The organism is Staphylococcus sp. HMSC65H10 (genome assembly GCF_001839185.1).
Classification (GTDB): Bacteria; Bacillota; Bacilli; order Staphylococcales; family Staphylococcaceae; genus Staphylococcus; species Staphylococcus simulans.
Genome location: NZ_KV840351.1, coordinates 32,163 through 58,604 on the forward strand (window position 1 = coordinate 32,163; position 26,442 = coordinate 58,604).

The following is a 26,442-nucleotide window of genomic DNA, read 5'->3' on the forward strand; positions in this document are numbered from 1 at the left end:
AGTTTAGAGGAAAGTTTATAAGACACCGAGACAGTTATAGCGTGGCACTTACTCCCATAAAGTATTGAAGGTGTCTTGTAACTGTCTTATATCTGTCTTACTGTCTTGCTCTTATGACTTTATATTGATTAATTCAGAATAGTACGAAGACATATCAACATCGAATCCATATTGTTTACCTATCCCTTCGCCGTATCGAGATTGTTTTTTACTTATCCCACAATAGCGTGTATTTCTAAGTGCTTCATCAATCTTACGTAAATGATGAGGTTGAGGCTGGTCATCTCTGCCCATCATCACTTTCCAAACTTCTTTACTGCAAACCTTATCACGCCATACATATTGACCCGGCTTTGAACCATCTAATGAGAACAAAGTACCGTCGTTATAAAAAGAGAATCTGTGATTATCTGAATTTGTACCATTTACACCATTGAATAAAATTTGTTTATCATGTAAACTTAACGACCAATAATCAGATGGTAGAGGTTGCTCTAGGAAGTCCTCTATTTCACCGATAAGCGTATCTTTCTCTGAATGTTCTGCTTGCATTTCTAAAGCAGTTTCTGAGGCTTCTTTGTCTAAAAGCAATGCTTTATCGATAGGATTTTCATCAAAATATACTTTAGCTTCTGCATACATTTGTTGAACAACCTCAGGTGTTAGATCATCAAAAGGGCTTTTAGTCGATTTATCCTTATCAGTAGTAACCGGTAAGAAACGTCTATTACCTGTCTTATCTTTTAAAAACTCATAATTGTTCGTTGTACCTACAAAAACACTTTGACGTGGGTGTCTCTCAGTACGTTTGCCATAAGAAGCTCTGTAAATATCAACAACCGCACTGATAAAACTCTTAATATCTTCAATAGTAGATTTTTGAAAGGCTGATAGTTCTTCAATTTCACAAATCCATGAACCTTGTAGCTTTTTGTAGGCTTCATCACCTTTGAATGTATTAATACTTTGGTTATACCATTGACCACCCATACGGCTCGCCAGTGTTGATTTACCCCCGCCTTGTTTACCGTATAAAATAACCATTGTGTCATATTTAATACCGGGCTTGTATATTCTGGCAATTGCTCCCATCACCCATTTTTTAGCTACTTCACGGTTATAATGTGTATCTTCTGCACCTAAATAATCAATGAAGAGCGTTTCTATTCTTTTTACGCCGTCCCATTGTTTACTTTCAATAAGTGACTTGATAGGGTGGAATTTGTTTTGATAGGCTTCTTTTTCTATAACACTATCCATAACATCACGGCTGAACTGCACATGATAAACTCTGTCTATATGAGAAATAACATGCGTTGTATCAATGTCAGCCCAATAGTAATTTGTATCGTCTTTTGAACGCCAGTAAGGAAGGCGTTTAAGTTTAGTAACGTTTTCAAATACATCATATTGAACTAAATTATTTAAACTTTCATCGTTGCCTAAAATAATCTCTGCGTTAGTTGTTGTCTTTTTTAATGCATTAGTTGTTGCTGTTCGTCTTAATTTACTGCGCCAATCGTCGTTATTGGTCATATAGCTAGTTTTTTCGATTAACTCGAAAACATCTTCTTTAGTTACTTCACTCAATCAGAAACCCCCTTCTTATTTTTATTATCTCTTTTTAAAATACTTTCGAATGTTTTATTTACTTCTTTTTGTTCAATCGGCGGTGTACAAGTCATTGCCCACGCACTTACCAGACCATAGACCAAATATTGATCTACATATCTACGCAACAGATAACCTATTAATGAAGCTAAGGTTTGATTCCGTTCACCTTCACTAACTCCGAATGCAATATCACGCCAATATGCGCTATCACGTCTCTTATATCTAACTATAATATCCTGAGATTCGCTCTGAGTTGCATTGAGAGGGAACTTAGCAAGGCAATTATTTAATTGGTCACGTGTGATAAAAGGCGCATCATTGTTATACCAATGATATGGCGCGTCTTTATTACTTATAACGGGTAATGCGGATAATTGAATTGGTTTAAAGCATGATTCATCAATCGTTTCTCCAATATATCTTGATAATGCTCCAGCATACTTTGTATATTCGTCAGGCTCTAAAATATCGTCTACAGGAATCAGTAAACGAAACCTAGGACGTAAGTTTTTATCTTTCTCATCATGTATGTCACGATGTCTGAATGTGCTGTATATAAAATATGCAAAATGTTTCATCTTATCTTTAATGTTATTTAGAAATCGGTTCATATCGTCGATGTCGTCATAGTCCAAAGAAAAAACTTGTCGATACATTACATTTTTATCTTTTCTACGATGTTGCAAAATCTCACCCGTTTCCTCATCTACACCCTCGTCAACATCTCCATAAATCGCTAAACCATTAGCATATTTATTAGGGCTGATAACTGGACGAGTCAAAAACTCGCACCAGTCAGACCACATAATATTTTTTACGTTTTCTGTTCCTTTTGATGTCAAACTTTGATATAATATTACATAAAGTTCATCATCATAATTTAGATTAAACATAGAGAGGTTTCTCCTTTCTTTTGTGATTCATTTTTACGCGTTATCTGATTCGGTCGTCAAACTTTCGTCAGATAGCGCTTTTTCTATTTCATGGAACTTTCTAATAATTTTGTCGAAGTCAGATAAATAGTAATACAGTAGATCTAACATCTGTTCATGATGAATATTTGCCTCTTTATAACCATGTGCATAAAGTAATAATTGTTCTTTTGTTTTAGGCATATCTTCATATTTGAAAATATCTTCACCGAACCACGCGTTTTTTTGGGCTAAGTTCTCAAATTTATTTTTGATAATTTCAATTTCATAAAATAAGTTTCTAATATCCAAATTCATTATTCATTGTCTCCTTTGTCATTTAGTAGTACATCGAGTTCGTCCAAGTGTATTTTTGTGTTTTTCTCTTCAATTTCCAGCTCGTCCCTAATCATCATTTGAAATTTTTCGAATGCTTCCGCATCGTTGTCATCTGATAATTGTGTCACCATATATAATGCTAATGCGTCTAACATTTCCTGATGTGCAATAGCACGACCTAGCGCATACTTGCTTTCACCATATTTAAGCGTTATTTGTTTCATATTCTTTATATTTTCTGAAATATCCACTTTAATTTTCCTCCACAATTTCAAAATTATTTTCAATCTGCTGTACCGCCCACTGAATAATTGATTCTAAATGTTTCTCACGGCTCACAGTTTCATACCATTCATTCACGTCATCTTTAATCTTATGTTTGTACTCAGTTGCTACATCGTCACTTACTGCAATCAATGTATTATAAATGTCATCAAGCACTTGTATTTGTTGTTCGTTCATTCCTAATTACCTACTTTTTTCTTATTTTTAAGTTCTAAAATTCTGTTGATTTCCAACTCCATGCACGCAATATAAATATTTTCGCTGACTTCTGGAAAATGCTCTTTAAAAACGTCTGGTGCGATGTTGAGTAGTAAATTGTGGTCAGTATCCTTGATGTTGTACCAGTTAAGCACCGACTTCGTAATAATTACTTGTTTTTTCATGTTACTTACCTGCTTTCTAAAATATTCGATTGTGATTTTCTTCGATGTATTGCTTCATATACTTAGCGACAAAAGACCAATGGTCATTTTTATGTGCTGGTGCATGCGTGAATTCTGCAATTTTCGATTGGTGCTTTGGGTTCAGCAACAACTTCTTCAATAATGTATTTCTGCTTTTATTCGTATGCGCCATTAGATCGTACATCGTCCACAGTGTCTTATGTTCAAGTAGTGTTGTTGTGTAGTCTTTTTCTTGTAGCATTGGTTACACCTCCTCTTTTTCTTTCAGCATATTCATTAGCGCTTGTTTTGGTACTAAAATCTTACGTCCTAAACGAATACTTGGTATTTCGTTTTCTCTAATTAATTTGTAAGTGTGATGTTCGTTGAGACGTAATAATTCAGACACTTCTTTGACCGTTAAATACATTTCTTACACCTCCTCTTTGTATCCTAGTTATTTATATTAGTTTAACTAGGATACATTTAAATGATATCATCTTACTTGGTTCTTGTAAATAGTTTTGTTCTCTAGTTATAATATTTAGTATAGTTAATCAAAATGGAGGGAATAAATTGAGTTCATTTAGTTTAGGTAGTCTTTTAAAAGAGTTGCGAGAAGAAAAAAATGTTACAGTAAGAGAACTAGCAAAGTTAATAAATTTTTCATACACTTATATATCATCTGTAGAAAATGACAATAAAAGTAATCCTTCACAAAAATTTTTAGAATCATATATTTATGGTTTGGCTAAAAACAGTGAAGAAATACATGATATGAAAAATAAAGTTAATAATTTAACTAATGGAAAATACTTTAAAGAAGATGATTCATTAATTGATGCTTTTTTATCAGCCAATGCACCTAATGTTATGAATATAAGAGAAAAAAACATCACTACCGAAAAAAAGTTTACTTTTCCTGTTAACGACATAGGTTTTCATCTTAATGATAAATATAACGCTAAATACTTTAGAAAGTTAAAGTTAACTGATGATGATAGAGAATATATTTATAAATTTATAAATGATTATTTTATTAGAAAAGTACAATTACAGAAAAGAGAAGTGGAACATCAAAAAGAAATTTCTTCAATAGATGAAAAAGTAGCTGATAAACATATAGAGGATTACAATAAACTAATTGATAAGCTCAATGATTCAAACGAACTTAAATATTAAGCAAGGTGATTAAATGGCTTCATTCGAAAAACAAAAGAATGGCAAAACATGGCGCTATATCATTTCATATAAAGATGATGATGGTAAATATAAAAAGTATCAGAAAGGCGGATTCCGTACGAAACAAGAAGCAAAGGTACATGCTACTGATATGGAATATAACTTAAAGCGCGGATACAATATCAATAATGATGTGATCTTTGCAGACTATTTTAAACAATGGTATGAAGTAACAAAGAAACCGCATGTGTCCGCTAAAACATTAACGCGCTATGAAGCGATGCATACACATATAAGGAAATTTTTCAAAAATACTTTATTAAAAAATATTACACCTACAGATTACCAGCAGTTCATAAATCATTATGGCAGCAATCACAATATAGATGGCGTGAGAAAGTTAAATAGCTCTATTCGTAATTGTTTCCACCAAGCGATCCACGAAGGTTTGGTATTGCGTAATCCCACATTCAAAGCACAATTAAGCGGGTCTAATCCAAGTAAAAGTGAAGAGTTAAAATATATAAGCTATACTGAATACAAAAAGTTGAAACATCATCTTGAACAAAAAGACACTGTTTCATCATTGGTTTTGCTTATGCAGGTTGTAACAGGTGCTAGATTTTCTGAAGTAGTTAATATGAAACGCGAAGATTTTTATGTAGGAAATAATAAGGTGCATTTACCGGGTACAAAAACAACGACATCAGATCGTACTGTTAGCATTGATACGAAAACTTTAAACAAGGTTAGAAAATTTATTAAAGAAAGTCCATCAGACATTAACGGTTATGTATTTACAGTAAATGGTTCTATTATTACCAATGCTTCTGTAAATAAAGCTTTAAATAGTGCATGCAAGAAATTAGGTATCAAAAGTATTACCACACATGCATTACGACATACGCACGCTTCTGTGTTAATCCATAATGGATACAGTATTCAATATATATCGAAACGACTAGGACATTCTTCAACATTGGTCACACAATCGGTATACCTGCACTTATTAGAAGAGACATACCAGCGTGAAGAAGAAAATTTGATAGAATTTATGGATGATTTATAATAGGGAAAAATTAGGGAAAATGATTTGCTATTCGATATAAACGAATGATAATGATATAACTAAAAACCTTGTTGTAAAGGCATTTCGATAATGAGAGAAACCGAATAACATCCCATATTCTCCCTTCGAGGGGGTTATGTAGTTAATATTAATTAACTTGAAACCTTTGAAACGTTGATGTATCAGCGTTTCTTTTATTTTGCTATTTAAGTCATCGGGCAGTTGTTAAAAAATCAAAATAACTTTTAATAAAAAACACCGCTAATAGCGGCGTAAGTTAAAATATTCAAATAATTATTTTTATGTATATAATTTGAAACAATTAACAAATAGTATTACTTAAGTTGTTCAATAGCTTTTAGTAAATTAGGTGCTGACTTAGCTGTAAATTTATATTCAGTTATAAAACTTTTAGTAGCCATATAACTCACTTCTTTCATAATAAAGTTTAATCAAATCCATGAAATACAAAAGCCTGTTCTTATGATTAGTTTTTTAGATTCAACATTAACTTTTCAACAATATCATTGGTTGCTTGTACAAGCACATTTATTTTGCAAGAACTACAGCAAGAACTACATCATTTTTGAAATTAAATTCAACTTCCTAATATGAACCTCAAAAGAAATGAAGTATCTTAAAAGCAGAGTAGTAATCCATTACACTAATAATAAACTAGGCTCACTTCTTCAATATATAGGTTTTACACTCCAACTCCAATTTATTAATCATGCAATAAATTATCAATTCTACAATTTTTTAGTTACTCTTTTCCCTTTAACACGATAATTCCAATTAATTTCTTTCATTTCATCTAAAATATCTGAATATATGCTTTTTTAATATTTAGAAATGTGTTAAAGTTTATTTGTTTGAAAGAAATTCATCTACATAAATTGTCAGAAATTTTTGTAAATAGAGAGAAGTTTTCAACACCAGGAGGTTATTATGAAAAAAGTAATTCTAATATCAGGTTTAATGCTCTTCTCGTTATTCTTCGGAGCAGGCAACTTGATCTTTCCACCTATGCTCGGATATACCGCGCAAAGCAATATGTGGACAGGTATGACAGGTTTTGCGATTACAGGTATTTTATTACCTTACATCACAGTTATTGTCATTGCCTATTATGATGGTGGCGTGGAGTTTATCGGGGACCGCGTCCATCCTAAATTCGGGTTTATTTTTGCAGTTTGTATTTATTTATCTATCGGGGCACTATACGGGATTCCACGTGCTGCGAACGTGGCTTATGAAATCGGCGCAAAATCAATTCTGCCTATTCACAACACATGGACATTGGTAGGTTTCTCCCTTGTATTCTTTATTGTTGTAGGGTTAATCGCTTTATACCCAACAAAAATTGTCGATAACTTAGGGAAAATCTTAACACCTGCCCTATTATTGATTATTGGTGCTTTATGTATCGCAGCGATTATTAATCCTGAAGGAAAAGTCGGACAACCACATGATAAATATGCGGAAACACCTTTCATTTCAGGAATCTTAGAAGGTTACTACACAATGGACTTAGTAGCAGCTTTAGCCTTCTCAGTCGTTATCGTACAAAGCTTTAAACTCGCAGGTATTTCAGACAGCAAAAAGATAGTGAGAAACGTTATCTTATCAGGTCTGATTTCAGCGTTATTATTAACAGTGATTTACTTCTCATTAGCATACTTAGGTATCACGACAAGCAAACCAGGCTTTGATAATGGCGCAAGCATTCTAACATATAACTCAGTACGATTATTCGGATCATTCGGAAATATCTTATTCGGTATGATAGTGATTTTAGCTTGTTTAACAACTTGTATCGGCTTGGTGAACGCAAGTTCTGCATTCGGATTGAAGAAGTTCCCACAAATTTCATACAAGACTTATGTACTTTCATTCTCAGTAGTCGGATTCTTGATTTCAATCTTAGGGCTCAACATGATTTTACAAATCGCAGTTCCATTACTGACATTTATTTATCCGATTTCTATTGTGTTGGTACTGATTTCATTTGTCGCAATTGCGATTCCGACAAAATTAAAAATCGCTTATATTTTACCGACGATTTCAACATTAATTATTTCAGTACTTGAAATCTTCAACACATTTAAACTGATCAAACCACTAAATGCAGTCTATCAATTCTTGCCATTATCTGATTTAGGATTGGCTTGGTTACTACCATTTATTATCTTAACTGCAATTGGTATTGCGATAGACTTTATGCGCAATAAGAAACATACACAACAACCCGCAACATCTTAATATTGATTGAAATGCCTTTCTCATTTTACGAGAAAGGTATTTTTATTTGACCAAAGCTTATTGTCACAATATTTCAATAATATTTCTATCTATTTCATTATAATTTGTTTGTGTTAAAATGAATCATGCATTTTTAATTTGAAACAAGCATTGTTTCAATCTTCACACTTCCACAACATATATGCGATACACTTATATTAAGGTTCATCAATATAATCTTTATTAAACAATTCATCATAGAAAGGGAGGATATATTTGAAACAACCGTCGCTCAATTATAATTTAATTACGACTGTATTCTTTATTTCAGGTATTGCGGTTATGTGCAGTCTTTACTCTGCCATTCCTTTAATGCCGATTATGGGGAAAGAATTACATTTAAGCGAAGGTGCCACAACATTAATCGGTGTGGTATTCTCAGTTTCTTATTCAGTCAGCTGTATGTTTTATGGAATCATTGCCGACAAGTTTGGTAAGAAGAAGGTCATATTAATCGGCTTGGCTATGCTCACACTTACAACTTTTGCGATCGGCTTTATTCATAACTTTGCGCTATTACTGATTGTACGTGTTTTACAAGGGATAGCTACCGCAAGCTTCTCACCTGTGTCATTAACATATGTGACAGAAGTGTTCCCTATTCATAAACGTGTTACCGCAATCAGTTTTATTAGTACCAGCTTCATGTTATCTGGTGTTATCGGTCAAAACTTAAGTGATATTATCGCCGCACATATGAGTTGGCGTATCGTTTACTTCGTATTGACTGTTGTTTACTTATTGCTGATTGTTTGGATTTACCGAGCTATTCCGAAAAGTCCTTATCATATGCCTGATACAAAATTCTCAGTGTTCTTTAAAAACATGAGACATATTTTTGATAATAAAGGCATTGTATTATGTTTCTTTGTTTCATTAACTATCTTAACGTCATTTGTTTCTATGTATGCTCTGCTAAATGAATATTTGACATCTGACCCAATCAACGCTGATTTAACGACAATATCATCAGTGAAGCTATTTGGTTTAATTGGTATGTTATTAGCGTTATCTGCAGGTCGCATAAGTGATTTCATCGGTGTAAAACGTATTATTCTAATCTCATTAATCACTGCAGGTATCTCATTGATACTGATGGGCGTGACACACAATCTCATTATCATCACATTGTTCAGTGTTATCTTTATCGCAGGTATCTCTTTTGTGATTCCTTCTGTGATATCACAAATCGGTCTACTGACTACTAAAGATAAAGGCTTCTTCTTATCTATCAATACCTTTATGTTATTTATCGGTACAGCGATTGCACCTGTATTGTCTATGCAGTTGTTAAACAATATGCAGTCATTTAAAATGATGTTCATTGTATTATCAATCGTGAATTTCATCGGCTTTATTATAGCTTTAGGAATTCCGAAAAAATCAGTCGTAGATCAATAACGATAAAAAAGCAGTCACTCATTTCAATTTTCAAATGAGTGACTGCTTTTCTTTATCACATTTCAATATGTTCACCGCTTCTAATCTTATCTGCTAACTCATTCAACTTACGTAAACGATGATTAACACCTGATTTCGAAATTGTGCCTGTAGAAACCATTTCTCCTAATTCTTTTAGAGAGACATCTTGATTTTCCACACGCAATTTCGCAATTTCTCTTAAACGGTCTGGTAAGTTTTCAATGCCGATTTCTTGATCAATCAACTGAATACTTTCAACTTGCTTCATCGCTGCACTAACTGTTTTGTTTAAATTAGCTGTTTCACAGTTTACTAAGCGATTTACTGAATTACGCATATCTCTGACAATACGCACATCTTCAAATTTCAACATCGCTTGATAACCTCCGATTAAACTCAAGAAATCAGAGATTTTCTCCGCTTCTTTCAAATAAACGATATTTCCTTTTTTACGTTCTAAATGTTTCGCATTCAATTCATATTCATTCATTAAAGCAGTTAAGCCTTCTGAATGGCTTTCGTATAAAGAAAATATCTCTAAATGATAAGAAGATGTTTCTGGATTATTCACAGAACCGCCAGCTAAGAATGCACCGCGTAAATAACTTCGTCTCATTTCATCGTCACGAATCAAATCTAAATCAATAGCGTGTGTAAACACACCGTCTTTTAAGATACCAAGTTCATGTAAGATTTCACGAGACTTCATTTTCGTTCTGCAGATATAAATGTTGTTCTTCTTCAGCTTCATTTTCTTTCGAACAAGAATTTCAACTTCAATATTGAATACTTTCTTAATCAGAGAGTATATACGTCTGGCTGTTGTCGCATTTTCAGTTTGTACATTGATGACAAATTGCTGATTCGACAAACTGAGTGCACCATTCATCCGTATCAATGCGCTAAGTTCCGCTCGCGCATTTTTATCATCGACATCGATTCTTGTCAATTCATTTTTCATGTCTGATGCAAAGCTCATGCCGCGCCATTCCCTTCTTTAAAATTTTCTATTTTTCGGATTAAATTGGATTGTGCTTGTTAAATCAAGTGCCAATTCATAAATCATGCGTGCTAAGCGTGTTGTATTATGGCGCACACGATTTTTCGAAGAAACATGGACTAAATCTTGTGCAGTAATCGGTTCAATACCTGCCGCTTCAATCGATTCTTTATGATAAGTCACAGGTTCTGCCTGTTCTTTATGGTAATTTTCTAAAATGTCTTTACTGTACTGATGATTCTCACAACAAATCACATAATCAATAAAATTTGTTTTCATGTGATTATGCATTGCTTGAATATGATCCATCACATCAAAATGATCTGTTTCGCCATGTTGCGTCATCACGTTTGAAACATAAACTTTAGGTGCCGCACTATCCACAATCGCTTCACCGATACCTGGCACACATAAATTGGAAATTACGCTCGTATACAATGAACCAGGGCCTAATACGATTAAGTCCGCATCTTCTAATGCCTCTACCGCTTCTTCCATCGGCTGCACATCTGCAGGCTCTATAAAGACACGCTTAATTGTTTTTTGACGCTTCGGTATATTAGACTCACCATACACGATTTCTCCATCTTCCATCTCCGCATTTAAACGAATACTAGAATTCGTTGAAGGAATCACGCGTCCTTTGATATTTAAAATTTTACTTAATTCTTTAACCGCATGACCAAAGTCATCCATAATATTTGTCAGTGCCGCAATCAATAGGTTTCCTACTGAATGACCTTCCACTTGATTCTCTTTGAAGCGGTACTGAAACAGCTCCTTTAAAGTCGGTTCTGTATCACTTAAGGCCGCAATAACGTTACGGATGTCCCCAGGAGCGGGAATGTCCATTTCACTTCTGATCTTACCTGTACTTCCCCCATCGTCTGCTACCGTCACAATTGCGGTAATATCGATAGGATAATCTTTTAAACCACGAGCCAATACAGATAAACCTGTACCGCCCCCGATTAATACGATTTTAAGCTTTTTCATTTCTCTCGCCACTTTCGATATGTGCATCTCTATGATGAACGTAAACATTATAGTCGTAACTATCATTCAAGTCTTCGGCTAATCGTTTCGCTAAGGCAACAGAACGATGCTGTCCGCCTGTACATCCAATCGCAATCACTAATTGTGTCTTGCCTTCTTTTTTATAGCCCGGAATCATAAATTTCAATAAGTCTAATAACTTATCATAAAAGATGGCTGTTTCTTGCCATTTCATGACATATTGATATACAGCGTCATCATTACCGGTTAAAGGACGTAACTCTTTTACATAAAACGGATTCGGTAAGAATCTCACATCAAAGACTAAATCTGCATCTTGTTGGATGCCATGTTTGAAGCCAAAGCTCGTTACACTAATACTAAATGTTTCGATATCATCTCTATTAAACAATTTGTTTATTTTTGCACGTAATTCTTTTGGATTTAAGTCTGTTGTATCTATGACAAAGTTCGCAAAACTACGGATTTCAGATAAAGATTGACGTTCTTCTCTAATAGAATTAATCAATGAATTTTGACCGTTATCACTTAATGGGTGTGCACGGCGTGTTTCTTTATATCTTGAAATTAATTTTGCTTCACTTGCCTCGACAAACATCACGTCTACTATAATGCGATTCTTGCTGCGTAAAAAATCTACTTCTTTTACTAAGGATTTGAAAAATTCGCGACCGCGTAAATCAATCGCAATTGCTACTTTTTGTAAAGATGGTGTGCCTTGCTCCATCAACTCCACAAATTTCGGCAGTAAAATCGGTGGTAAATTGTCTACACAAAAGTACCCTAAATCTTCTAAACTCTGTAAAACTACAGACTTCCCAGCCCCCGACATACCAGTAACCACTAATAATTCACTCTTATTTACGACTTCATTTTCTTCATGTTGCATAACGACACCATCCTGTAATTAATTCGCTCATAATATCCTTATCTTTATCATAGTATCATATTACATTCTAACTTGAACATGATTACTATGGAATATGTAAAAAGGTTTGAATAGATGCATGGTTTAAACCGCTTCATGCACTACTCAAACCTTCTTCGTTTTTTATTATGCTTCTTCTGCTTCTAGTTTATCTTTCAATTCTTCGATATAGCCTTGCGCATTTTGAGCTGCGATACTACCGTCTCCAGTAGCTGTAACGATTTGTCGTAAACCTTTTTCACGCACATCGCCTGCTGCGAAGATACCAGGAACTTTTGTTTCCATTTCTTCGTTTGTTACGATGTAACCTGCTTCGTTTGTGATACCTAAATCAACAATCGGTGCAGTTAAAGGTTTCATACCGATATAAACGAATACACCATCAGCGTCTAATGTTTCTTCTTTACCATCTACTGTAGATTGTAAAGTAACTGAGCCGACTTTACCGTCTTTTTCATTAATAGATGCTAATGTGTGATTCCAGATAAAGTGCATTTTTTCGTTTTTGAATGCACGATCTTGTAAGATTTTTTGTGCACGTAATTTATCTCTACGGTGAACGACAGTAACACTGTCCGCAAATTTAGTTAAGAAGTTACCTTCTTCTACTGCAGAGTCTCCACCGCCGATAACGTATAAGTTTTTGCCTTTGAAGAATGCACCGTCACATACTGCACAGTAACTTACACCGCGGCCGCCAAGTTCTTCTTCACCTGGCACACCGATTTTTTTGTATTCTGCACCTGTTGCGATAATCACCGCATATGCAGTAACAGATTTATCTCCATAAAAGACTTCTTTAATATCGCCTTTATCTTCAATCGCTTTAATATCGCCGTACTGATAAACAGCGCCGAATTTTTGCGCATGATCAAACATTTTTGTTGATAAGTCAGGACCAGAAATTGATTCGAATCCTGGGAAGTTTTCAACATCTTCAGTGTTTGCCATTTGTCCGCCTGGCACACCACGTTCGATCATTACAGTTTTTAAGTCCGCGCGAGAAGCATATACGGCTGCAGTCATACCTGCTGGGCCTGCGCCGATAATTACAACATCATAATCAGGTTGTTGTTTAGTCATTCTTCTTGCCTCCTAGTATTTAATCACACTCATTATAAGATAGAGCTTTCTTGAAATATACTTTTATGCTCAAATTGTGAATTGTACTATTTTACATACACAACTTTTAAACTTCTAGTAGAATTTCAATTGATTTATTCAAACGGTACATAGATATACCGAACCATTCTGTAATAGCTTTTTTCGTATAAGCATCGGGTCGTGTTTTAAAGAAGAGATATACACACGCTGCCACATACCCTTCTACTTTTTCCAAATCATATTCTTGCGCAATGATTCCTTCAGCTCGATCAATCCAATGTACAAATAAAGATTGATATTCTCTTAAAGCCTCTTTCTCATACAAGGTTAACATGCCTCGATGAATGAAATCTAATTTGACTAATTTCAATCCTTTTATCAAATATGTCAGATATAGTTTTTCGTATTCATTCATCGTTTCTAATACATTCCAAATTTCTTCTGTAATTAATAGTTCTCTGCCATTCATCTGTTCTAATAAGAAAATCCCATAAATACGTTCATGGCTGTCTTCACTAATCAATAGCGGCGCAATATGCGAATGGAAATAGAGATTTTTCTCAGAAATCAACCAAGGTGGCGGTCCTGGAGGTGTATCTGTCATTGCTTCAAGCTTTTCCCAAAACACCTTACTTTGTTCTTTATTTCCCAGGTGATAAAAGTTGACGCTTAACGCATGAAACATTTGCATGGAAATGAATTTACCTTTTTTAAACAAAGGATACAATAATTTTTGCGAAGCACTGAACTTTTGTAGATAGCTGAGGACAATACCAAGTTTGAAACTTTCTTCATCATTCATTGGTACAACTTTAGACAATGATTGCAGATAGTTCGGATAAGCTTTGTCATTTGTATTATAAAGTAATAACGTATAATGACATAATGCATAAACATCCGTCTGATTTTCTTTTAAAAGCTGTTTCAACATATTACGTGCGATATCATAGTTTCCTAAATACAGATGTATCATTGCTAATAAATTGCGTACACTTTCATGCGTACGTACTGTCATTTCTTGGCGTTGAATAAACTTTTTCGCTTCTTCTAACTTTCCTTGAGAGAAAAGATATTGAAAAATAATCTGAACTGCGAATACTTGGCTCTCTTTTTCAAGTACATCTACATCCTTATAGACAACTTCAAAGGTTTCTTCTAGTTCTTTTCTATAGTCTTCATCCTCTGACAGCAGCACATAATTCATCCCGAAACAAAATGCTTTATTCGGATCTTGTAAATTCGTATATATTTGACTGAGTTGATAATAGGATGATTCTACATGTTCACCTTTCGCAATGAAATCATAATAACGTCCAACAACTTGCTTAGCTTGGCCCACTTCAGTCAGTGCGGTTGTATAATCTTGAAGCGCTTCAAAGTCAGAAGGCGACAATTCAAGGACTTTATGATAGTACTCTGCGGCTTTTTGATAATCTCTATGTTTTAGTTTTGACGCTGCCAGTCGTTTAAAAAATGATGCATCTTGCGTCATTGGAATCACTTTTTTAGATGGTTCTGATGTCATTGTATTGCCCCTCCTCTCACTTATAATCTGATCTGCATGGGATTGCCGAAAGCTAAAGCGCCATCTGGTACATCTTTATTAACTACCGTACCTGCACCGATTTTGACATGACTACCAATTTTAACCCCAGGTAAAATTGTCACATTGGCACCGATTAATGTATGATGACCGATTTCAACTTTTCCCACTCTCAACTCTGAAACTAAAAATTCATGGGTCAATATTGTTGTATTATACCCTATCACACAATTATCTCCAACTTGAATTAGATGCGGATATAAGATATCCGGCATCACTTTATAGGCAAAAGCTGTGTGCTTTCCAACCTGCATACCTAAACAAGCACGGTAAATCCATCGTTTTAATTTCAACGATGGAATATACCGTGCAATCTCAATCATAATCGTTTGTCTAAATGCTTTTTTCACTGTGATAAAATGATACATTCTCCAAAGCGGATTAATCTGCGATTGACTGCCCGCTACTTTTTTATAACGTCTCATTTAATCTCCTCTTATTTCGGCCATGCCAAGTTTCTGGCATCTTTAAATTTAGGTGGTTGTTTCTTCATTCGACGATAGATAATCATAACGACACTGATAATAATCAAGATAACAGACATCACCTGTGCCACTCTGATATTGCTTGTCAACATTAAACTATCTGTACGCATACCTTCGACAAAGAATCTGCCGATTGAATACCAAATCAAGTATAAGAAGAATGTTTCACCAATTCTTAAGTGCTTACGTAAAAATAGTAATAACGCAAAGCCAAGCACATCCCAAACTGATTCATATAAGAAAGTCGGTTGATAGTACTGGCCATCAATATACATATTATCAATAATAAATCTTGGAATATGAAGGTTCTCTAGGAAACTTTGAGACACAGGTCCCCCATGTGCTTCATGGTTCATAAAGTTCCCCCAACGTCCAATACCTTGCGCTAAGATAATACTTGGTGCGACAATATCTCCAATTTGCCAAGGGTTATGATTGTTCATTTTACACACAATAATGCCTGTGATAAATCCACCAATCAAACCACCATGAATGGCGATACCGCCATGCCATATCATCGGTATCTCTGAAGGATTTGCGGCGTAGTATGGCCATTGGAAAATCACGAAATAAATCCGTGCTGCCACAAAGCCGAAAATAGCACTCCAAAAGATAATATCAATCAATGCATCTTGATGATAGCCTACTTTCTTTGCGGTCGCCTGCGCAATAAAATAACCTAATAAGATCCCGAAGGCAATAATAATCCCATACCATCGCACATCAATCGGGCCTAAGCTGAAGGCCACCGGATCAATATAACCTAAGTTAAACAACATCTAGCTTACTCCTCTTTATGTTCATTTTTTCTAAGTATTTCGGCATTTAAACGTTCGTTAAATTCTTCAGCTGTATTGATGCCCATAATGTTCAAGCGATAATTCATCGCCGCAACTTCAATAATAACTGCCACATTTCTACCCGGTCTTACCGGAATTGTTTTCTTTGTGATTTCAGTATCTAAAATACGTAAGGTTTCTTCATTCAAACCTACACGGTCGTATAGCTTATCTTTATCCCAGTTTTCCAAATTGATATTCAAACCGATTTTCTTCTCTGTCAAAATCGAACCTGCACCAAATAACGTCATTACGTTAATAATCCCAAGTCCTCTGATTTCTAATAAATGTTCGATTAATTTCGGCGGTTTACCAATCAATTCATCTTTCGTGATTTCACGAATCTCCACATTATCATCCGCAACAAGACGGTGTCCACGTTTTACTAACTCTAACGCTGTTTCACTTTTACCGATACCAGAATCACCAGTAATTAAAACACCTACACCATATACGTCTACTAATACACCATGTAAAGATGTTGTTTTCGCAAGTTCATGTTCAAGATATGTAGTTAATCGGCTCATTAAACTTGTTGTCGCATCTTTAGATGTGAGTAATGGTACACTGAGCTCTTGTGCCGCATTGACTAATTCTTCTGGCGGCTCAATATCACGTGTAACGATAATTGCCGGTGTATCAGGACGGCATAACTTACGTAATCTGCCTTGTCGTTCTTTATCTGGTAATAAATTATAAAATGATAATTCAGTTGTCCCTAATAATTGAATACGGTCAGACGCATAATGCGAAAAGTACCCCGCCATTTCCAAACCTGGACGTGAAATATCTGTATTATGAATCGGGCGATCCAATCCTTCTTCTCCGGCTACTAAATTTAACTTGAATCTGTTTACTATAGCTCTAGCACTTAACATATTTTCACCTCAATCAACATTCTTCGTTATATGCTCATCTCTATCATATCAAAAAAGAATGCAGAAACGTTATTGGTTTTATCTCTATTCATCTTATCATTTCTTATATGTGTTCAAAAATCAAACTTTTTTCTTTGAAGTCATAAAAAAAGACATTCCACTGCTTTAAGTGAAATGTCTTAATCTGGTTATTGACTTGTTTGTGCTGCATCACGTTCTAATACTGTTTTCAAATATTTGCCTGTATAAGAATCTGGAGATGCGGCGATTTCTTCAGGTGTACCTGTCGCAACGATTGTTCCTCCGCCATCGCCGCCTTCAGGACCCAAATCAATCAAGTAATCTGCTGTTTTTATGACATCCAAGTTATGTTCAATAATCACAACAGTATCTCCGTTATCTACAATACGGTTCAATACTTTTAATAAACGACGAATGTCATCCACATGCAGACCTGTTGTCGGTTCATCTAAGATATAGATAGAACGGCCTGTTGAACGTTTATGCAGTTCTGATGCGAGTTTCACACGCTGAGCTTCCCCGCCTGACAATGTCGTCGCAGGTTGGCCGAGCTTCACGTAACCTAAACCAACATCGACTAATGTTTGTAGCTTACGTTTGATTTTAGGGATATTTTCAAAGAAATGTGTCGCATCTTCAGCGGTCATTTCTAATACTTCAGAGATATTTTTACCTTTATAAGTCACTTCTAACGTTTCACGGTTATAGCGTTTACCGCCACATACTTCACAAGGTACATACACATCTGGTAAGAAATGCATTTCAATTTTGATAATCCCGTCACCTTTACATGCTTCACAACGTCCACCTTTAACGTTAAAGCTGAAACGTCCTTTTTGATACCCTCTGATTTTCGCTTCGTTTGTTGATGCGAAAACATCACGAATATCATCAAAAACGCCTGTGTAAGTTGCTGGGTTTGAACGTGGTGTACGTCCAATTGGGGATTGGTCAATATCAATCACTTTATCAAGTTGATCAATACCTTCAATTTTATCCACTTTACCTGGTCTGATTTTCGAACGGTTTAATTTTTGTGCCAATGTTTTATACAGTACTTCGTTCACTAATGAACTTTTACCTGACCCAGAAACACCTGTAACAACAGTCATTGTAGAAAGCGGGAAGTCTACATCTACGTCTTTCAAGTTGTTACTGCTGGCACCGCGTACTTTTAGTTTACGGTCTGTCACAGGTCTGCGATGTTCTGGGACTTCAATACGTTTCTTACCGCTCAGATACTGACCTGTTAATGATTTAGAATTACGCATGACTTGTTTAGGTGTACCTGCTGCGACAATTTCACCACCGTAATCGCCTGCACCAGGACCTACGTCTACAAGATAATCCGCTTCTCTCATCGTATCATCATCATGTTCAACCACAATCAGCGTATTACCTAGATCACGCATTTCTTTCAATGTGTTGATTAAACGGTCATTATCTCTTTGGTGTAAACCAATAGAAGGCTCATCTAACACATATAATACACCCGTTAAACGTGAACCGATTTGTGTAGCTAAACGAATACGTTGCGCTTCACCACCAGATAATGTACCTGATGAACGATTTAACGTTAAATAATCTAAACCAACGTTATTTAAGAAATACAATCTTGAGATAATTTCTTTCAAGATTAAATCTGCAATCTTTCGGTCTTGTTCAGATAAATCGATATTTTCGAAGAAATGCAACGCTTCTTTAATGGAATACTCTACAACTTCTCCGATATTCAAACTTGAAACATACACAGATAATGCTTCTTGGCTTAAACGTTTACCATGACATGTTTCACAAGGTAATTCCGTCATATATTTCTGCATCATTTCACGAACATATTCTGATGGAGATTCATGATAACGACGTTCAATGTTCGGCACAACGCCTTCAAACTCCATCGTTCTTGTGCGTGATGCACCATTACGTTGTTCGAAAGTAAAAGTAATCTCTTTACCTTTTGAACCGTATAAAATGATGTCTTTTTGACGGTCGGTTAATTTTTTAAACGGTCTGTCCATATCAATTTTATACACTTCTGCGACACGTTTTAATAATGTCGGATAGAAGTCAGAACTTTTTGGTTCCCAAGGTACAATCGCACCTTCACGTAACGATACATTCGGATCTGGAATAACCAAATCTACGTCTACTTTTAATTTTTGTCCTAAACCATCACAAGTTGGACATGCACCGAATGGGCTGTTGAAACTGAACATACGCGGTTCTAATTCACCAATGCTGAATCCGCAAATCGGACAAGCATGATTTTCAGAGAATTTTAAAGGTTCTCCGCCAATCACATCGACTGTTAAGTTCCCTTCTGCCAGTTCTAACGCTGTTTCAATAGAGTCAGCCAGACGTGATTCAATACCTTCTTTCACCACAAGACGGTCAACAACAACTTCAATCGTATGATTTTTATTCTTATCTAGTTCTGGCACATCATTGATATCATGAATGTCACCATCTACTCTGACACGTACATACCCTTTTTTACTGATATCTTGAAGCAGTTTTTCATGTGAACCTTTACGGTGATTCACAATCGGTGCCATTAACTGAATTTTAGTACGTTCTTCTAACTCTAAAATACGGTCAGCCATTTGTTGTACTGTTTGTGATTCAATTTCAATACCATGATGTGGACAAAATGCTTTTCCGACACGTGCATATAATAAACGAATATAATCATAAATTTCGGTTACCGTCGCAACCGTAGATCTCGGGTTTTTACTTGTCGTTTTTTGGTCAATCGAAATTGCCGGAGATAACCCTTCAATCGTATCAACATCCGGCTTATCCATTTGTCCTAAGAATTGACGTGCGTAAGCACTTAATGATTCTACATAACGGCGTTGACCTTCTGCATAAATTGTGTCGAAAGCCAAAGATGACTTACCTGAACCTGATAGTCCAGTCATCACAATCAATTTATTTTTAGGTAATTCCACATTGACACTTTTTAAATTATTTTCACGTGCACCTTTGACCACAATAGATGGATCTTTCTTACTCACACATGTCACCTCACCCTTCTGCTTTCAGTTCAAACAACATGTCTCTTAGCTCTGTTGCTCGCTCAAAGTCTAAGTCTTTCGCTGCTTGTTTCATTTCTTTTTCTATATTTTCAATTGTTTTTTCACGTTCTTTTTTCGTTAATTTCTTAGGTACGACTTTTTGTTCTTTTTCATTTTCTTCATCTGTTTCCACTGTCGCACTAATAACGTCATGGATTTTCTTACGAATTGTTTTCGGTGTAATACCATGTTCTTCGTTGTATGCTTGTTGAATTTTACGACGACGTTCTGTTTCATCAATCGCATACTGCATAGAATCTGTAATCTTATCCGCATACATGATTACTTCACCATGCTCATTACGCGCAGCACGGCCGATGGTTTGAATTAATGAACGGTTAGAACGTAAGAAACCTTCTTTATCCGCATCTAAAATTACAACTAAAGAAACTTCTGGGATATCAATACCTTCTCTTAGTAAGTTAATACCGACAACCGCATCATACGTACCCATACGTAAGTCACGAATGATTTCAATTCGTTCTAATGTTTTTATTTCTGAATGCAGGTAATTGACTTTAATTCCCGCTTCTTTCATATAAGTCGTTAAATCTTCACTCATCTTTTTCGTTAACGTTGTAATGAGTACACGTTCATTTTTATCAATTCTATCTTGAATTTCACTTAATAAATCATCAATTTGATTCTTCGTCGGACGGACATCTATTTTAGGGTCTAATAAGCCCGTTGGTCGAATAATTTGCTCAACAACTTCATCTGAATGTTCTAGCTCATAAGGCCCTGGTGTCGCAGTCACATAAACTAATTGATGTGCTTTTTTCTCAAACTCTTCGAATGTTAGTGGACGGTTATCCAAAGCACTCGGAAGTCTGAAACCATGGTCAACTAAAACTTGTTTACGTGCTTTATCTCCGTTATACATCCCTCTGACTTGTGGTAATGTAACGTGAGATTCATCAATCATAATTAACCAGTCATCACCGAAATAATCTAATAACGTATACGGTGTTGAACCATAATCTCTTAAACTCAAGTGGACTGAATAGTTCTCAATTCCTGAACAAAAGCCCATCTCTCTCATCATTTCAAGGTCATAGTTCGTACGTTGTTCTAAGCGCTGCGCTTCTAATAATTTATTATTCTCTCTTAAATACTTTAAGCGATCTGCTAATTCTTTTTCGATACGTTGAATCGCTAATTCCAATTTTTCATCTCTAGTTACGAAGTGGGATGCCGGGAAGATAGAGAAGTGTTCTCTTTCACGTAATACTTCACCTGTTAAATAGTTTACTTCGCTGATACGATCAATTTCATCACCGAAGAATTCTACACGGATACACATTTCATCTCGAGACGCCGGGAAGACTTCTACTACATCACCGCGAACTCTGAATGTCCCGCGTTTAAAGTCGATGTCGTTTCTTGAATATTGAATATCTACTAATGCACGTAGAAATTGACTGCGATCCATTTCCATTCCTTGACGGACGTTAACTACTAAACTGCTATATTCAGAAGGATCCCCTAAACCGAAGATACTGCTGACACTGGCAACAACAATGACATCGTCACGCTCAAAGAGTGAACTTGTTGCTGAGTGACGTAATTGGTCAATTTCATCATTGATTGTCGCATCTTTTTCGATAAATGTGTCAGTAGATGGCACATAAGCTTCTGGTTGATAATAATCATAGAAGCTGACAAAGTACTCTACTCTATTTTCTGGGAAAAATTCTTTGAACTCATTATATAATTGACCAGCTAAGGTCTTGTTATGGGCTAATACTAATGTCGGTTTGCCCGCTTGTTGAATGACATTACTCATCGTAAAGGTCTTACCTGTACCTGTTGCTCCGAGTAACGTTTGGTGACGTTTACCTTCTTTAATACCCTTTGAAATTTTTTCGATAGCGGCTGGTTGGTCACCTTGCGGGGTAAACTCAGAAACAATTTTAAATGGATGATGTTCCATAAAATTCGGTATCCTCCTTTATTGACACTTCTATAGAAATATGAGTTTTAAAATATAAATAGGTTGAGACACTTGTCGTCTGTCCCAACCATATACTTCATGTTGAGATTGCAATTAAGCTGGTTAATTCGCAACTTCTCAAAATCTCATTTCATCGTTCTATTTAGTCTTTCTATACTCTCAATTACTCTATTTCAAACTTTTTACATCACTATATATTGTAACAGATTCTGTCAAAAAGATACAAACATCTGTTCGTAAAACTACTCTTTTTCCCCAAACAAAAAGCACTTGTCTTTTTTAGACAAGCACCTGTTTCATTTCTATTCAACGATCATCTTCATGCTGTTTATGAAGACGCAATTGATCTACAATCACAAAACCAGCCAGCAGAGATACAACATCTATAAAAATAATCCATTCACTATGAAAGAATCCTTTATATATAGAACCGCCGATCAGCATTAATGTCACAATTGCGCCGACCCATTTATTTTTCGTTACTACACTAAATAGTACGACAAGTATACATGGGAAAAACGAGGCACAAAGATACCAAATGAGAAGCATAAGCGGTCACCCGTCTCTTTTATTTAAAATCGACATTGTTAATTCTCGTAACTCTGAACGTGGAATGAAGTTTTCCGTTAACATTTCAGGGATGACGTTCTCGATAAAATCTTGAACGGACACTAAGTGATCAAACTGCATAATAGTTTCTAAAGACATTTCATAAATTTCAAAGAAAAGTGAGTCTGGATTACGCTTTTGAATTTCACCAAATGTTTCATATAACAAGTCGATTTTATCAGCTACTGCCAAAATTTGACCTTCTAAAGAATCATCTTTACCTTCTTGCAGACGTTCTCTGTAAACATCTTGATATTCTTCCGGAAATTCTTCTCTAATAAAATTATCTACCATCTCTTCTTCCACTTGCGAGAACAATTTCTTCAAATCACGGCTGGCATATTTCACAGGCGTTTTAATATCCCCTGTAAATACTTCCGCAAAGTCATGATTCAAAGCTTTTTCATATAAACTTTTCCAATCAATTTCATTGCCATGATGTTCTTCTACTGTGGCTAAGTATTGCGCTATTTTCGTTACTTTAAATGAATGTGCTGCTACATTATGCTCAAAATACTTGAATTTACCAGGCAAGCGTATCAGCTTTTCTAAATCAGATAATCTTTTAAAATATTGATGTACACCCACGTTGAGCTCACCCCTTATCTATTTAATCAAATATTATACCCGCATACACGAATATATATCAAGCACTTTATCGCGATTACTTTCAATTTTATTAAAACATTTTTCTTTTACTAGCGGAAATATAACGAATAAAGAGTTTATATTTATGAACTTTATAATAATGTATGTGGTTTTCCTTCACACAATGTCTGAAGTTGCTTTAACTTTACCATTTTTCTTTCTGTAATTTAAAGCATTTATTTCCGATTTACTTAACCTTTACATTTCACTTGAACCAATAAAAAAAGCACCATCCTCTTAATAGAGAACAGTGCGAATCATTTTTTAATTAGTGAATGAAGTTATAACCGCTTGCTTGACCAGCTGAAATCGTACGTGAAGTTACGACACCTGGACCATAGCCGTAGTTCATTTCAGATACACGAACTGAACCGTCGCTGTTAACACCTTCAACATATGCTACGTGACCGTAAGCACCTGCAGAAGATTGCATGATTGAACCTGCTGCTGGAATATTGTTTACTGTGTGTCCCGCTGCTGCCGCTGCGTTTGCCCAGTTATTTGCGTTACCCCAAGTTGAACCTACTTTACCGCCTGCACGATCGAATGCGTATGAAGTACATTGACCTGCTGTGTAAAGGTTTGCACCTGAATAGTAAGATGGTGCACTTGTTTGATATGAAGGTGCACTATAAGAAGTTGTTGGTGCACTATATGATTGTGAATAGTTATAAGATGGTGCTTCATAACTAGTGTAGCTTGTGTTATAAGCTGCATCAGCAGTGTAGTTTACAGGAGCTGATGTTGTGTGTGCTGGTGCATCATAGTTTGCTGTTGCTTGACCAGATTTTTGTTCTGTTTGTGGTACAGCTTTACCAGTATGTAACGCTTCTAAATGCGCTGCACCTTTGTCAGAAACTGCTAAAATATCGCCAGGTAAAATGATGTGTGTCACGCCTGGGTTTAATTTGTATAATTGATCTAAAGAGATTTTATGTGCTGCTGCGATTGATTTTAAAGTGTCTCCTGCTTTAACTTCTACAACGTCTGTGTCAGGTAATACTAAAGCAGTGTCCTTTTTAACTTCGTCTTGGCTTAATTTATTAAGTGATTTAATTTCATCAGTAGTAGTGGCAAACAAAGCTGCAACTTCGCTTAACTTAGCATCTTCTTTAACTACATGCGTTTGTTCTGCAGATGCAACACCATTCAATGCTGTTAATAGAGTTAATGATGATGCTGATAGTAATAAAGCTTTCTTCATTTATTATTTCATCCTTTGCTGTCATTTTTTAATCATTAATTGATAAATCCAATATAGCACAACCCTTCCGCTCTAGGTGGAATGTTATAGAGTTGTAATATAAACGTTATACTATCGTTTAATCTCTAAATCAAAGAAACTTTCTGTCAATTAAACTAAATCATTGGCACTAGTACGCTTATTAACCTTTTTAATAGGATTCTTTGTAACATAACAGTAATATTAACTCATGCATTTAACATCTAAATTTACTTTTATCAATAATGTTTTTTGTTTGATAAAAAAATAAAAGACCAAAGTATATTATACTCTGGTCTTGATCTGTGACATTACGCGTCACGGTTATCCATTTGTGTACGTAAGTACGCTTCAATGAATGGTCCTATTTCTCCATCCATTACTGCGTTAACGTTACCTGTTTCTTCATTCGTACGGTGATCTTTCACCATTGAATATGGATGGAAAACATAAGAACGAATCTGACTGCCCCAGCCGATGTCTTTTTGTTCGCCTCGGATTTCAGCCATTTCTTTTTCTTGTTCTTCTAATTTCAATTGATACAATTTAGATTTCAACATTTTCATAGCCGCTTCACGGTTCTTAATTTGTGAACGTTCATTTTGGTTATTTACCACAATACCTGTTGGATGGTGGGTAATACGGATGGCAGACTCTGTTTTGTTGATGTGCTGACCACCGGCACCTGATGCTCTGAACGTATCGACTGTAATATCATCCGGGTTAATATCGATTTCGATTTCATTATTATTGAATTCAGGGATGACATCACAAGAAACGAATGACGTATGACGTCTGCCTGATGAGTCGAACGGTGAAATACGTACTAAACGATGCACACCTTTTTCAGCTTTTAAATAGCCATACGCATTATGACCTTTGATTAACAATGTCACACTTTTAACGCCCGCTTCATCACCAGGTAAATAATCTGCTACTTCTACTTTAAAGTTTTTATCTTCAGCATAGCGTTGATACATACGAAGCAACATGCTCGCCCAGTCTTGTGATTCTGTACCGCCGGCACCTGGATGCAATTCTAAGATTGCATTGTTATCATCATAAGGTCCATTTAATAATAACTGTAATTCAAATTCGTCTAATTTACTTTTAAAGTTTACAGTTTCTTCTTCTAAGTCTGCTTTTAAATCTTCATCATATTCTTCTTGCAGTAATTCGTGCGTCGCGTTCATATCTTCGATTTCTGCTTCTAAATCTCGATAGCCTTGCACTACTGACTTTAACGCATTATTTTTATCGATAATTTCTTGCGCTTTATTTTGATCATCCCAGAATGTCGGTTCTGTCATCATTTCTTCATATTCTTGGATGTTTGTCTCTTTTTCTTCTAAGTCAAAGAGACCCCCTAAGTTGTTCTAATTTTTCACTATAGTTCGCGATATTACGCTTAATTTCAGATAGTTCCATCTTTTTTCTCTCCTGTACATTGATTGATTAGTTTGTTCTATACTTTTCCTATTTTAGCATAACTTAGAGATATGCTTGTATGAAAAAAGGGCTCTTTGTCAAATTCGGTTGATATATAAAAAA

Annotated in this window: 26 protein-coding genes; 4 read left to right on the forward strand and 22 right to left on the reverse strand. The window is 35.4% G+C overall.

The features are described 5' to 3' along the window. Window positions 1-111: 111 nt before the first annotated feature. From HMPREF3270_RS07150 to HMPREF3270_RS07185, 8 genes are read right to left on the reverse strand one after another with little or no spacing between them, the layout of a single operon-like run. Complete coding sequence (locus tag HMPREF3270_RS07150; protein WP_060804147.1) at window positions 112-1,590, reverse strand: virulence-associated E family protein; 1,479 nt, start codon at window positions 1,588-1,590, stop codon at window positions 112-114. Next, complete coding sequence (locus tag HMPREF3270_RS07155; protein WP_070847897.1) at window positions 1,587-2,507, reverse strand: primase alpha helix C-terminal domain-containing protein; 921 nt, start codon at window positions 2,505-2,507, stop codon at window positions 1,587-1,589. The genes HMPREF3270_RS07150 and HMPREF3270_RS07155 overlap by 4 nt, the downstream gene beginning before the upstream one ends. 33 nt (window positions 2,508-2,540) lie before the next feature. After that, on the reverse strand, window positions 2,541-2,843 hold the full coding sequence (gene tscT, locus HMPREF3270_RS07160; protein WP_060804145.1) for a type II toxin-antitoxin system toxin TscT: 303 nt from the start codon (window positions 2,841-2,843) through the stop codon (window positions 2,541-2,543). After that, complete coding sequence (locus tag HMPREF3270_RS07165; protein ID WP_060804144.1) at window positions 2,843-3,115, reverse strand: hypothetical protein; 273 nt, start codon at window positions 3,113-3,115, stop codon at window positions 2,843-2,845. Before HMPREF3270_RS07165 ends, tscT begins: the two co-directional genes overlap by 1 nt. 1 nt (window position 3,116) lies before the next feature. After that, complete coding sequence (gene tscA / locus HMPREF3270_RS07170; RefSeq protein WP_070847900.1) at window positions 3,117-3,326, reverse strand: type II toxin-antitoxin system antitoxin TscA; 210 nt, start codon at window positions 3,324-3,326, stop codon at window positions 3,117-3,119. 2 nt (window positions 3,327-3,328) lie between these two features. Next, window positions 3,329-3,532 (reverse strand): hypothetical protein, encoded by a 204-nt coding sequence (locus tag HMPREF3270_RS07175; RefSeq protein WP_060804142.1) that lies wholly within the window; start codon window positions 3,530-3,532, stop codon window positions 3,329-3,331. Between the two features lie 16 nt (window positions 3,533-3,548). Then, the gene (locus HMPREF3270_RS07180) at window positions 3,549-3,794 is read right to left on the reverse strand and encodes a DUF771 domain-containing protein (protein ID WP_060804141.1); all 246 of its coding nucleotides are present in this window, start codon (window positions 3,792-3,794) and stop codon (window positions 3,549-3,551) included. 3 nt (window positions 3,795-3,797) lie between these two features. Beyond that, entirely contained in the window at window positions 3,798-3,962 is a 165-nt protein-coding gene (locus HMPREF3270_RS07185; RefSeq protein ID WP_060804140.1) for a helix-turn-helix domain-containing protein, read from the reverse strand. Between the two features lie 146 nt (window positions 3,963-4,108). Between HMPREF3270_RS07185 and HMPREF3270_RS07190 the strand changes: the two genes are divergently transcribed. From HMPREF3270_RS07190 to HMPREF3270_RS07205, 4 genes are all read left to right on the forward strand, one after another. After that, window positions 4,109-4,714, forward strand: a complete 606-nt coding sequence (locus tag HMPREF3270_RS07190; protein ID WP_060804139.1) for a helix-turn-helix domain-containing protein — start codon at window positions 4,109-4,111, stop codon at window positions 4,712-4,714. Window positions 4,715-4,727: 13 nt separating this feature from the next. Then, entirely contained in the window at window positions 4,728-5,783 is a 1,056-nt protein-coding gene (locus HMPREF3270_RS07195; protein WP_070468913.1) for a site-specific integrase, read from the forward strand. A gap of 948 nt (window positions 5,784-6,731) precedes the next feature. Beyond that, window positions 6,732-8,045, forward strand: a complete 1,314-nt coding sequence (brnQ, locus tag HMPREF3270_RS07200) for a branched-chain amino acid transport system II carrier protein (protein ID WP_002481560.1) — start codon at window positions 6,732-6,734, stop codon at window positions 8,043-8,045. Between the two features lie 255 nt (window positions 8,046-8,300). Beyond that, window positions 8,301-9,485, forward strand: coding sequence for an MFS transporter (locus HMPREF3270_RS07205; RefSeq protein WP_002481559.1), 1,185 nt, complete (start codon window positions 8,301-8,303; stop codon window positions 9,483-9,485). 55 nt (window positions 9,486-9,540) lie between these two features. Here the strand turns inward: HMPREF3270_RS07205 and whiA are convergent, their stop codons facing one another. From whiA to prfB, 14 genes are all read right to left on the reverse strand, one after another. Continuing rightward, window positions 9,541-10,485, reverse strand: coding sequence for a DNA-binding protein WhiA (gene whiA, locus HMPREF3270_RS07210; RefSeq protein ID WP_002481558.1), 945 nt, complete (start codon window positions 10,483-10,485; stop codon window positions 9,541-9,543). Window positions 10,486-10,503: 18 nt separating this feature from the next. After that, on the reverse strand, window positions 10,504-11,502 hold the full coding sequence (yvcK, locus tag HMPREF3270_RS07215) for a gluconeogenesis factor YvcK family protein (protein WP_002481557.1): 999 nt from the start codon (window positions 11,500-11,502) through the stop codon (window positions 10,504-10,506). Then, window positions 11,489-12,412, reverse strand: coding sequence for an RNase adapter RapZ (gene rapZ / locus HMPREF3270_RS07220; protein ID WP_002481556.1), 924 nt, complete (start codon window positions 12,410-12,412; stop codon window positions 11,489-11,491). Before rapZ ends, yvcK begins: the two co-directional genes overlap by 14 nt. A gap of 165 nt (window positions 12,413-12,577) precedes the next feature. Next, window positions 12,578-13,534 carry a thioredoxin-disulfide reductase gene (gene trxB / locus HMPREF3270_RS07225; protein WP_023015366.1) on the reverse strand — a complete coding sequence of 319 codons (957 nt, stop codon included), beginning with the start codon at window positions 13,532-13,534 and terminating at the stop codon, window positions 12,578-12,580. Between the two features lie 106 nt (window positions 13,535-13,640). Next, a complete protein-coding gene (locus HMPREF3270_RS07230) occupies window positions 13,641-15,080 on the reverse strand; it encodes a tetratricopeptide repeat protein (RefSeq protein ID WP_070847903.1) in 1,440 nt (479 codons plus the stop codon). A gap of 20 nt (window positions 15,081-15,100) precedes the next feature. Then, a complete protein-coding gene (locus HMPREF3270_RS07235) occupies window positions 15,101-15,583 on the reverse strand; it encodes an acyltransferase (RefSeq protein ID WP_057510215.1) in 483 nt (160 codons plus the stop codon). 11 nt (window positions 15,584-15,594) lie between these two features. Further along, entirely contained in the window at window positions 15,595-16,422 is an 828-nt protein-coding gene (gene lgt, locus HMPREF3270_RS07240; RefSeq protein ID WP_023015369.1) for a prolipoprotein diacylglyceryl transferase, read from the reverse strand. 5 nt (window positions 16,423-16,427) lie between these two features. Beyond that, a complete protein-coding gene (hprK, locus tag HMPREF3270_RS07245; protein WP_002481551.1) occupies window positions 16,428-17,360 on the reverse strand; it encodes an HPr(Ser) kinase/phosphatase in 933 nt (310 codons plus the stop codon). Window positions 17,361-17,548: 188 nt separating this feature from the next. Continuing rightward, window positions 17,549-20,398 carry an excinuclease ABC subunit UvrA gene (gene uvrA / locus HMPREF3270_RS07250; protein WP_070847908.1) on the reverse strand — a complete coding sequence of 950 codons (2,850 nt, stop codon included), beginning with the start codon at window positions 20,396-20,398 and terminating at the stop codon, window positions 17,549-17,551. Window positions 20,399-20,408: 10 nt separating this feature from the next. Continuing rightward, window positions 20,409-22,391, reverse strand: a complete 1,983-nt coding sequence (gene uvrB, locus HMPREF3270_RS07255; protein ID WP_002481549.1) for an excinuclease ABC subunit UvrB — start codon at window positions 22,389-22,391, stop codon at window positions 20,409-20,411. Window positions 22,392-22,718: 327 nt separating this feature from the next. After that, window positions 22,719-22,961: a CsbA family protein gene (locus HMPREF3270_RS07260; RefSeq protein WP_023015372.1), complete on the reverse strand. Its 243-nt coding sequence runs from the start codon at window positions 22,959-22,961 to the stop codon at window positions 22,719-22,721. A gap of 6 nt (window positions 22,962-22,967) precedes the next feature. Next, window positions 22,968-23,609 (reverse strand): YfbR-like 5'-deoxynucleotidase, encoded by a 642-nt coding sequence (locus tag HMPREF3270_RS07265; RefSeq protein ID WP_002481547.1) that lies wholly within the window; start codon window positions 23,607-23,609, stop codon window positions 22,968-22,970. A gap of 328 nt (window positions 23,610-23,937) precedes the next feature. Further along, window positions 23,938-24,873 (reverse strand): COG3942 and LysM peptidoglycan-binding domain-containing protein, encoded by a 936-nt coding sequence (locus HMPREF3270_RS07270; RefSeq protein ID WP_002481546.1) that lies wholly within the window; start codon window positions 24,871-24,873, stop codon window positions 23,938-23,940. A 329-nt stretch (window positions 24,874-25,202) separates the two neighbouring features. Next, window positions 25,203-26,319, reverse strand: a protein-coding gene (prfB, locus tag HMPREF3270_RS07275) for a peptide chain release factor 2 (RefSeq protein ID WP_096754524.1) whose coding sequence is annotated in 2 segments (ribosomal slippage) — window positions 25,203-26,246 and window positions 26,248-26,319 — 1,116 coding nt in all. Because the reading frame shifts where the segments join, the coding sequence is not laid out codon by codon here. Window positions 26,320-26,442 lie beyond the last annotated feature (123 nt).

Excerpts from the sequence above, each read along its gene's own strand:
- HMPREF3270_RS07155 (WP_070847897.1), bottom strand. The coding sequence starts at position 2,507 with ATGTTTAATCTAAATTATGATGATGAACTTTATGTAATATTATATCAA.
- tscT (WP_060804145.1), bottom strand. The coding sequence starts at position 2,843 with ATGAATTTGGATATTAGAAACTTATTTTATGAAATTGAAATTATCAAA.
- HMPREF3270_RS07260 (WP_023015372.1), bottom strand. The coding sequence starts at position 22,961 with ATGCTTCTCATTTGGTATCTTTGTGCCTCGTTTTTCCCATGTATACTT.
- HMPREF3270_RS07230 (WP_070847903.1), bottom strand. The coding sequence starts at position 15,080 with ATGACATCAGAACCATCTAAAAAAGTGATTCCAATGACGCAAGATGCA.
- tscA (WP_070847900.1), bottom strand. The coding sequence starts at position 3,326 with ATGAACGAACAACAAATACAAGTGCTTGATGACATTTATAATACATTG.
- uvrB (WP_002481549.1), bottom strand. The coding sequence starts at position 22,391 with ATGGAACATCATCCATTTAAAATTGTTTCTGAGTTTACCCCGCAAGGT.
- yvcK (WP_002481557.1), bottom strand. The coding sequence starts at position 11,502 with ATGAAAAAGCTTAAAATCGTATTAATCGGGGGCGGTACAGGTTTATCT.
- hprK (WP_002481551.1), bottom strand. The coding sequence starts at position 17,360 with ATGTTAAGTGCTAGAGCTATAGTAAACAGATTCAAGTTAAATTTAGTA.
- lgt (WP_023015369.1), bottom strand. The coding sequence starts at position 16,422 with ATGTTGTTTAACTTAGGTTATATTGATCCGGTGGCCTTCAGCTTAGGC.
- HMPREF3270_RS07175 (WP_060804142.1), bottom strand. The coding sequence starts at position 3,532 with ATGAAAAAACAAGTAATTATTACGAAGTCGGTGCTTAACTGGTACAAC.
- HMPREF3270_RS07180 (WP_060804141.1), bottom strand. The coding sequence starts at position 3,794 with ATGCTACAAGAAAAAGACTACACAACAACACTACTTGAACATAAGACA.
- HMPREF3270_RS07235 (WP_057510215.1), bottom strand. The coding sequence starts at position 15,583 with ATGAGACGTTATAAAAAAGTAGCGGGCAGTCAATCGCAGATTAATCCG.
- brnQ (WP_002481560.1), top strand. The coding sequence starts at position 6,732 with ATGAAAAAAGTAATTCTAATATCAGGTTTAATGCTCTTCTCGTTATTC.
- HMPREF3270_RS07270 (WP_002481546.1), bottom strand. The coding sequence starts at position 24,873 with ATGAAGAAAGCTTTATTACTATCAGCATCATCATTAACTCTATTAACA.
- HMPREF3270_RS07185 (WP_060804140.1), bottom strand. The coding sequence starts at position 3,962 with ATGTATTTAACGGTCAAAGAAGTGTCTGAATTATTACGTCTCAACGAA.
- trxB (WP_023015366.1), bottom strand. The coding sequence starts at position 13,534 with ATGACTAAACAACAACCTGATTATGATGTTGTAATTATCGGCGCAGGC.
- HMPREF3270_RS07195 (WP_070468913.1), top strand. The coding sequence starts at position 4,728 with ATGGCTTCATTCGAAAAACAAAAGAATGGCAAAACATGGCGCTATATC.
- whiA (WP_002481558.1), bottom strand. The coding sequence starts at position 10,485 with ATGAGCTTTGCATCAGACATGAAAAATGAATTGACAAGAATCGATGTC.
- rapZ (WP_002481556.1), bottom strand. The coding sequence starts at position 12,412 with ATGCAACATGAAGAAAATGAAGTCGTAAATAAGAGTGAATTATTAGTG.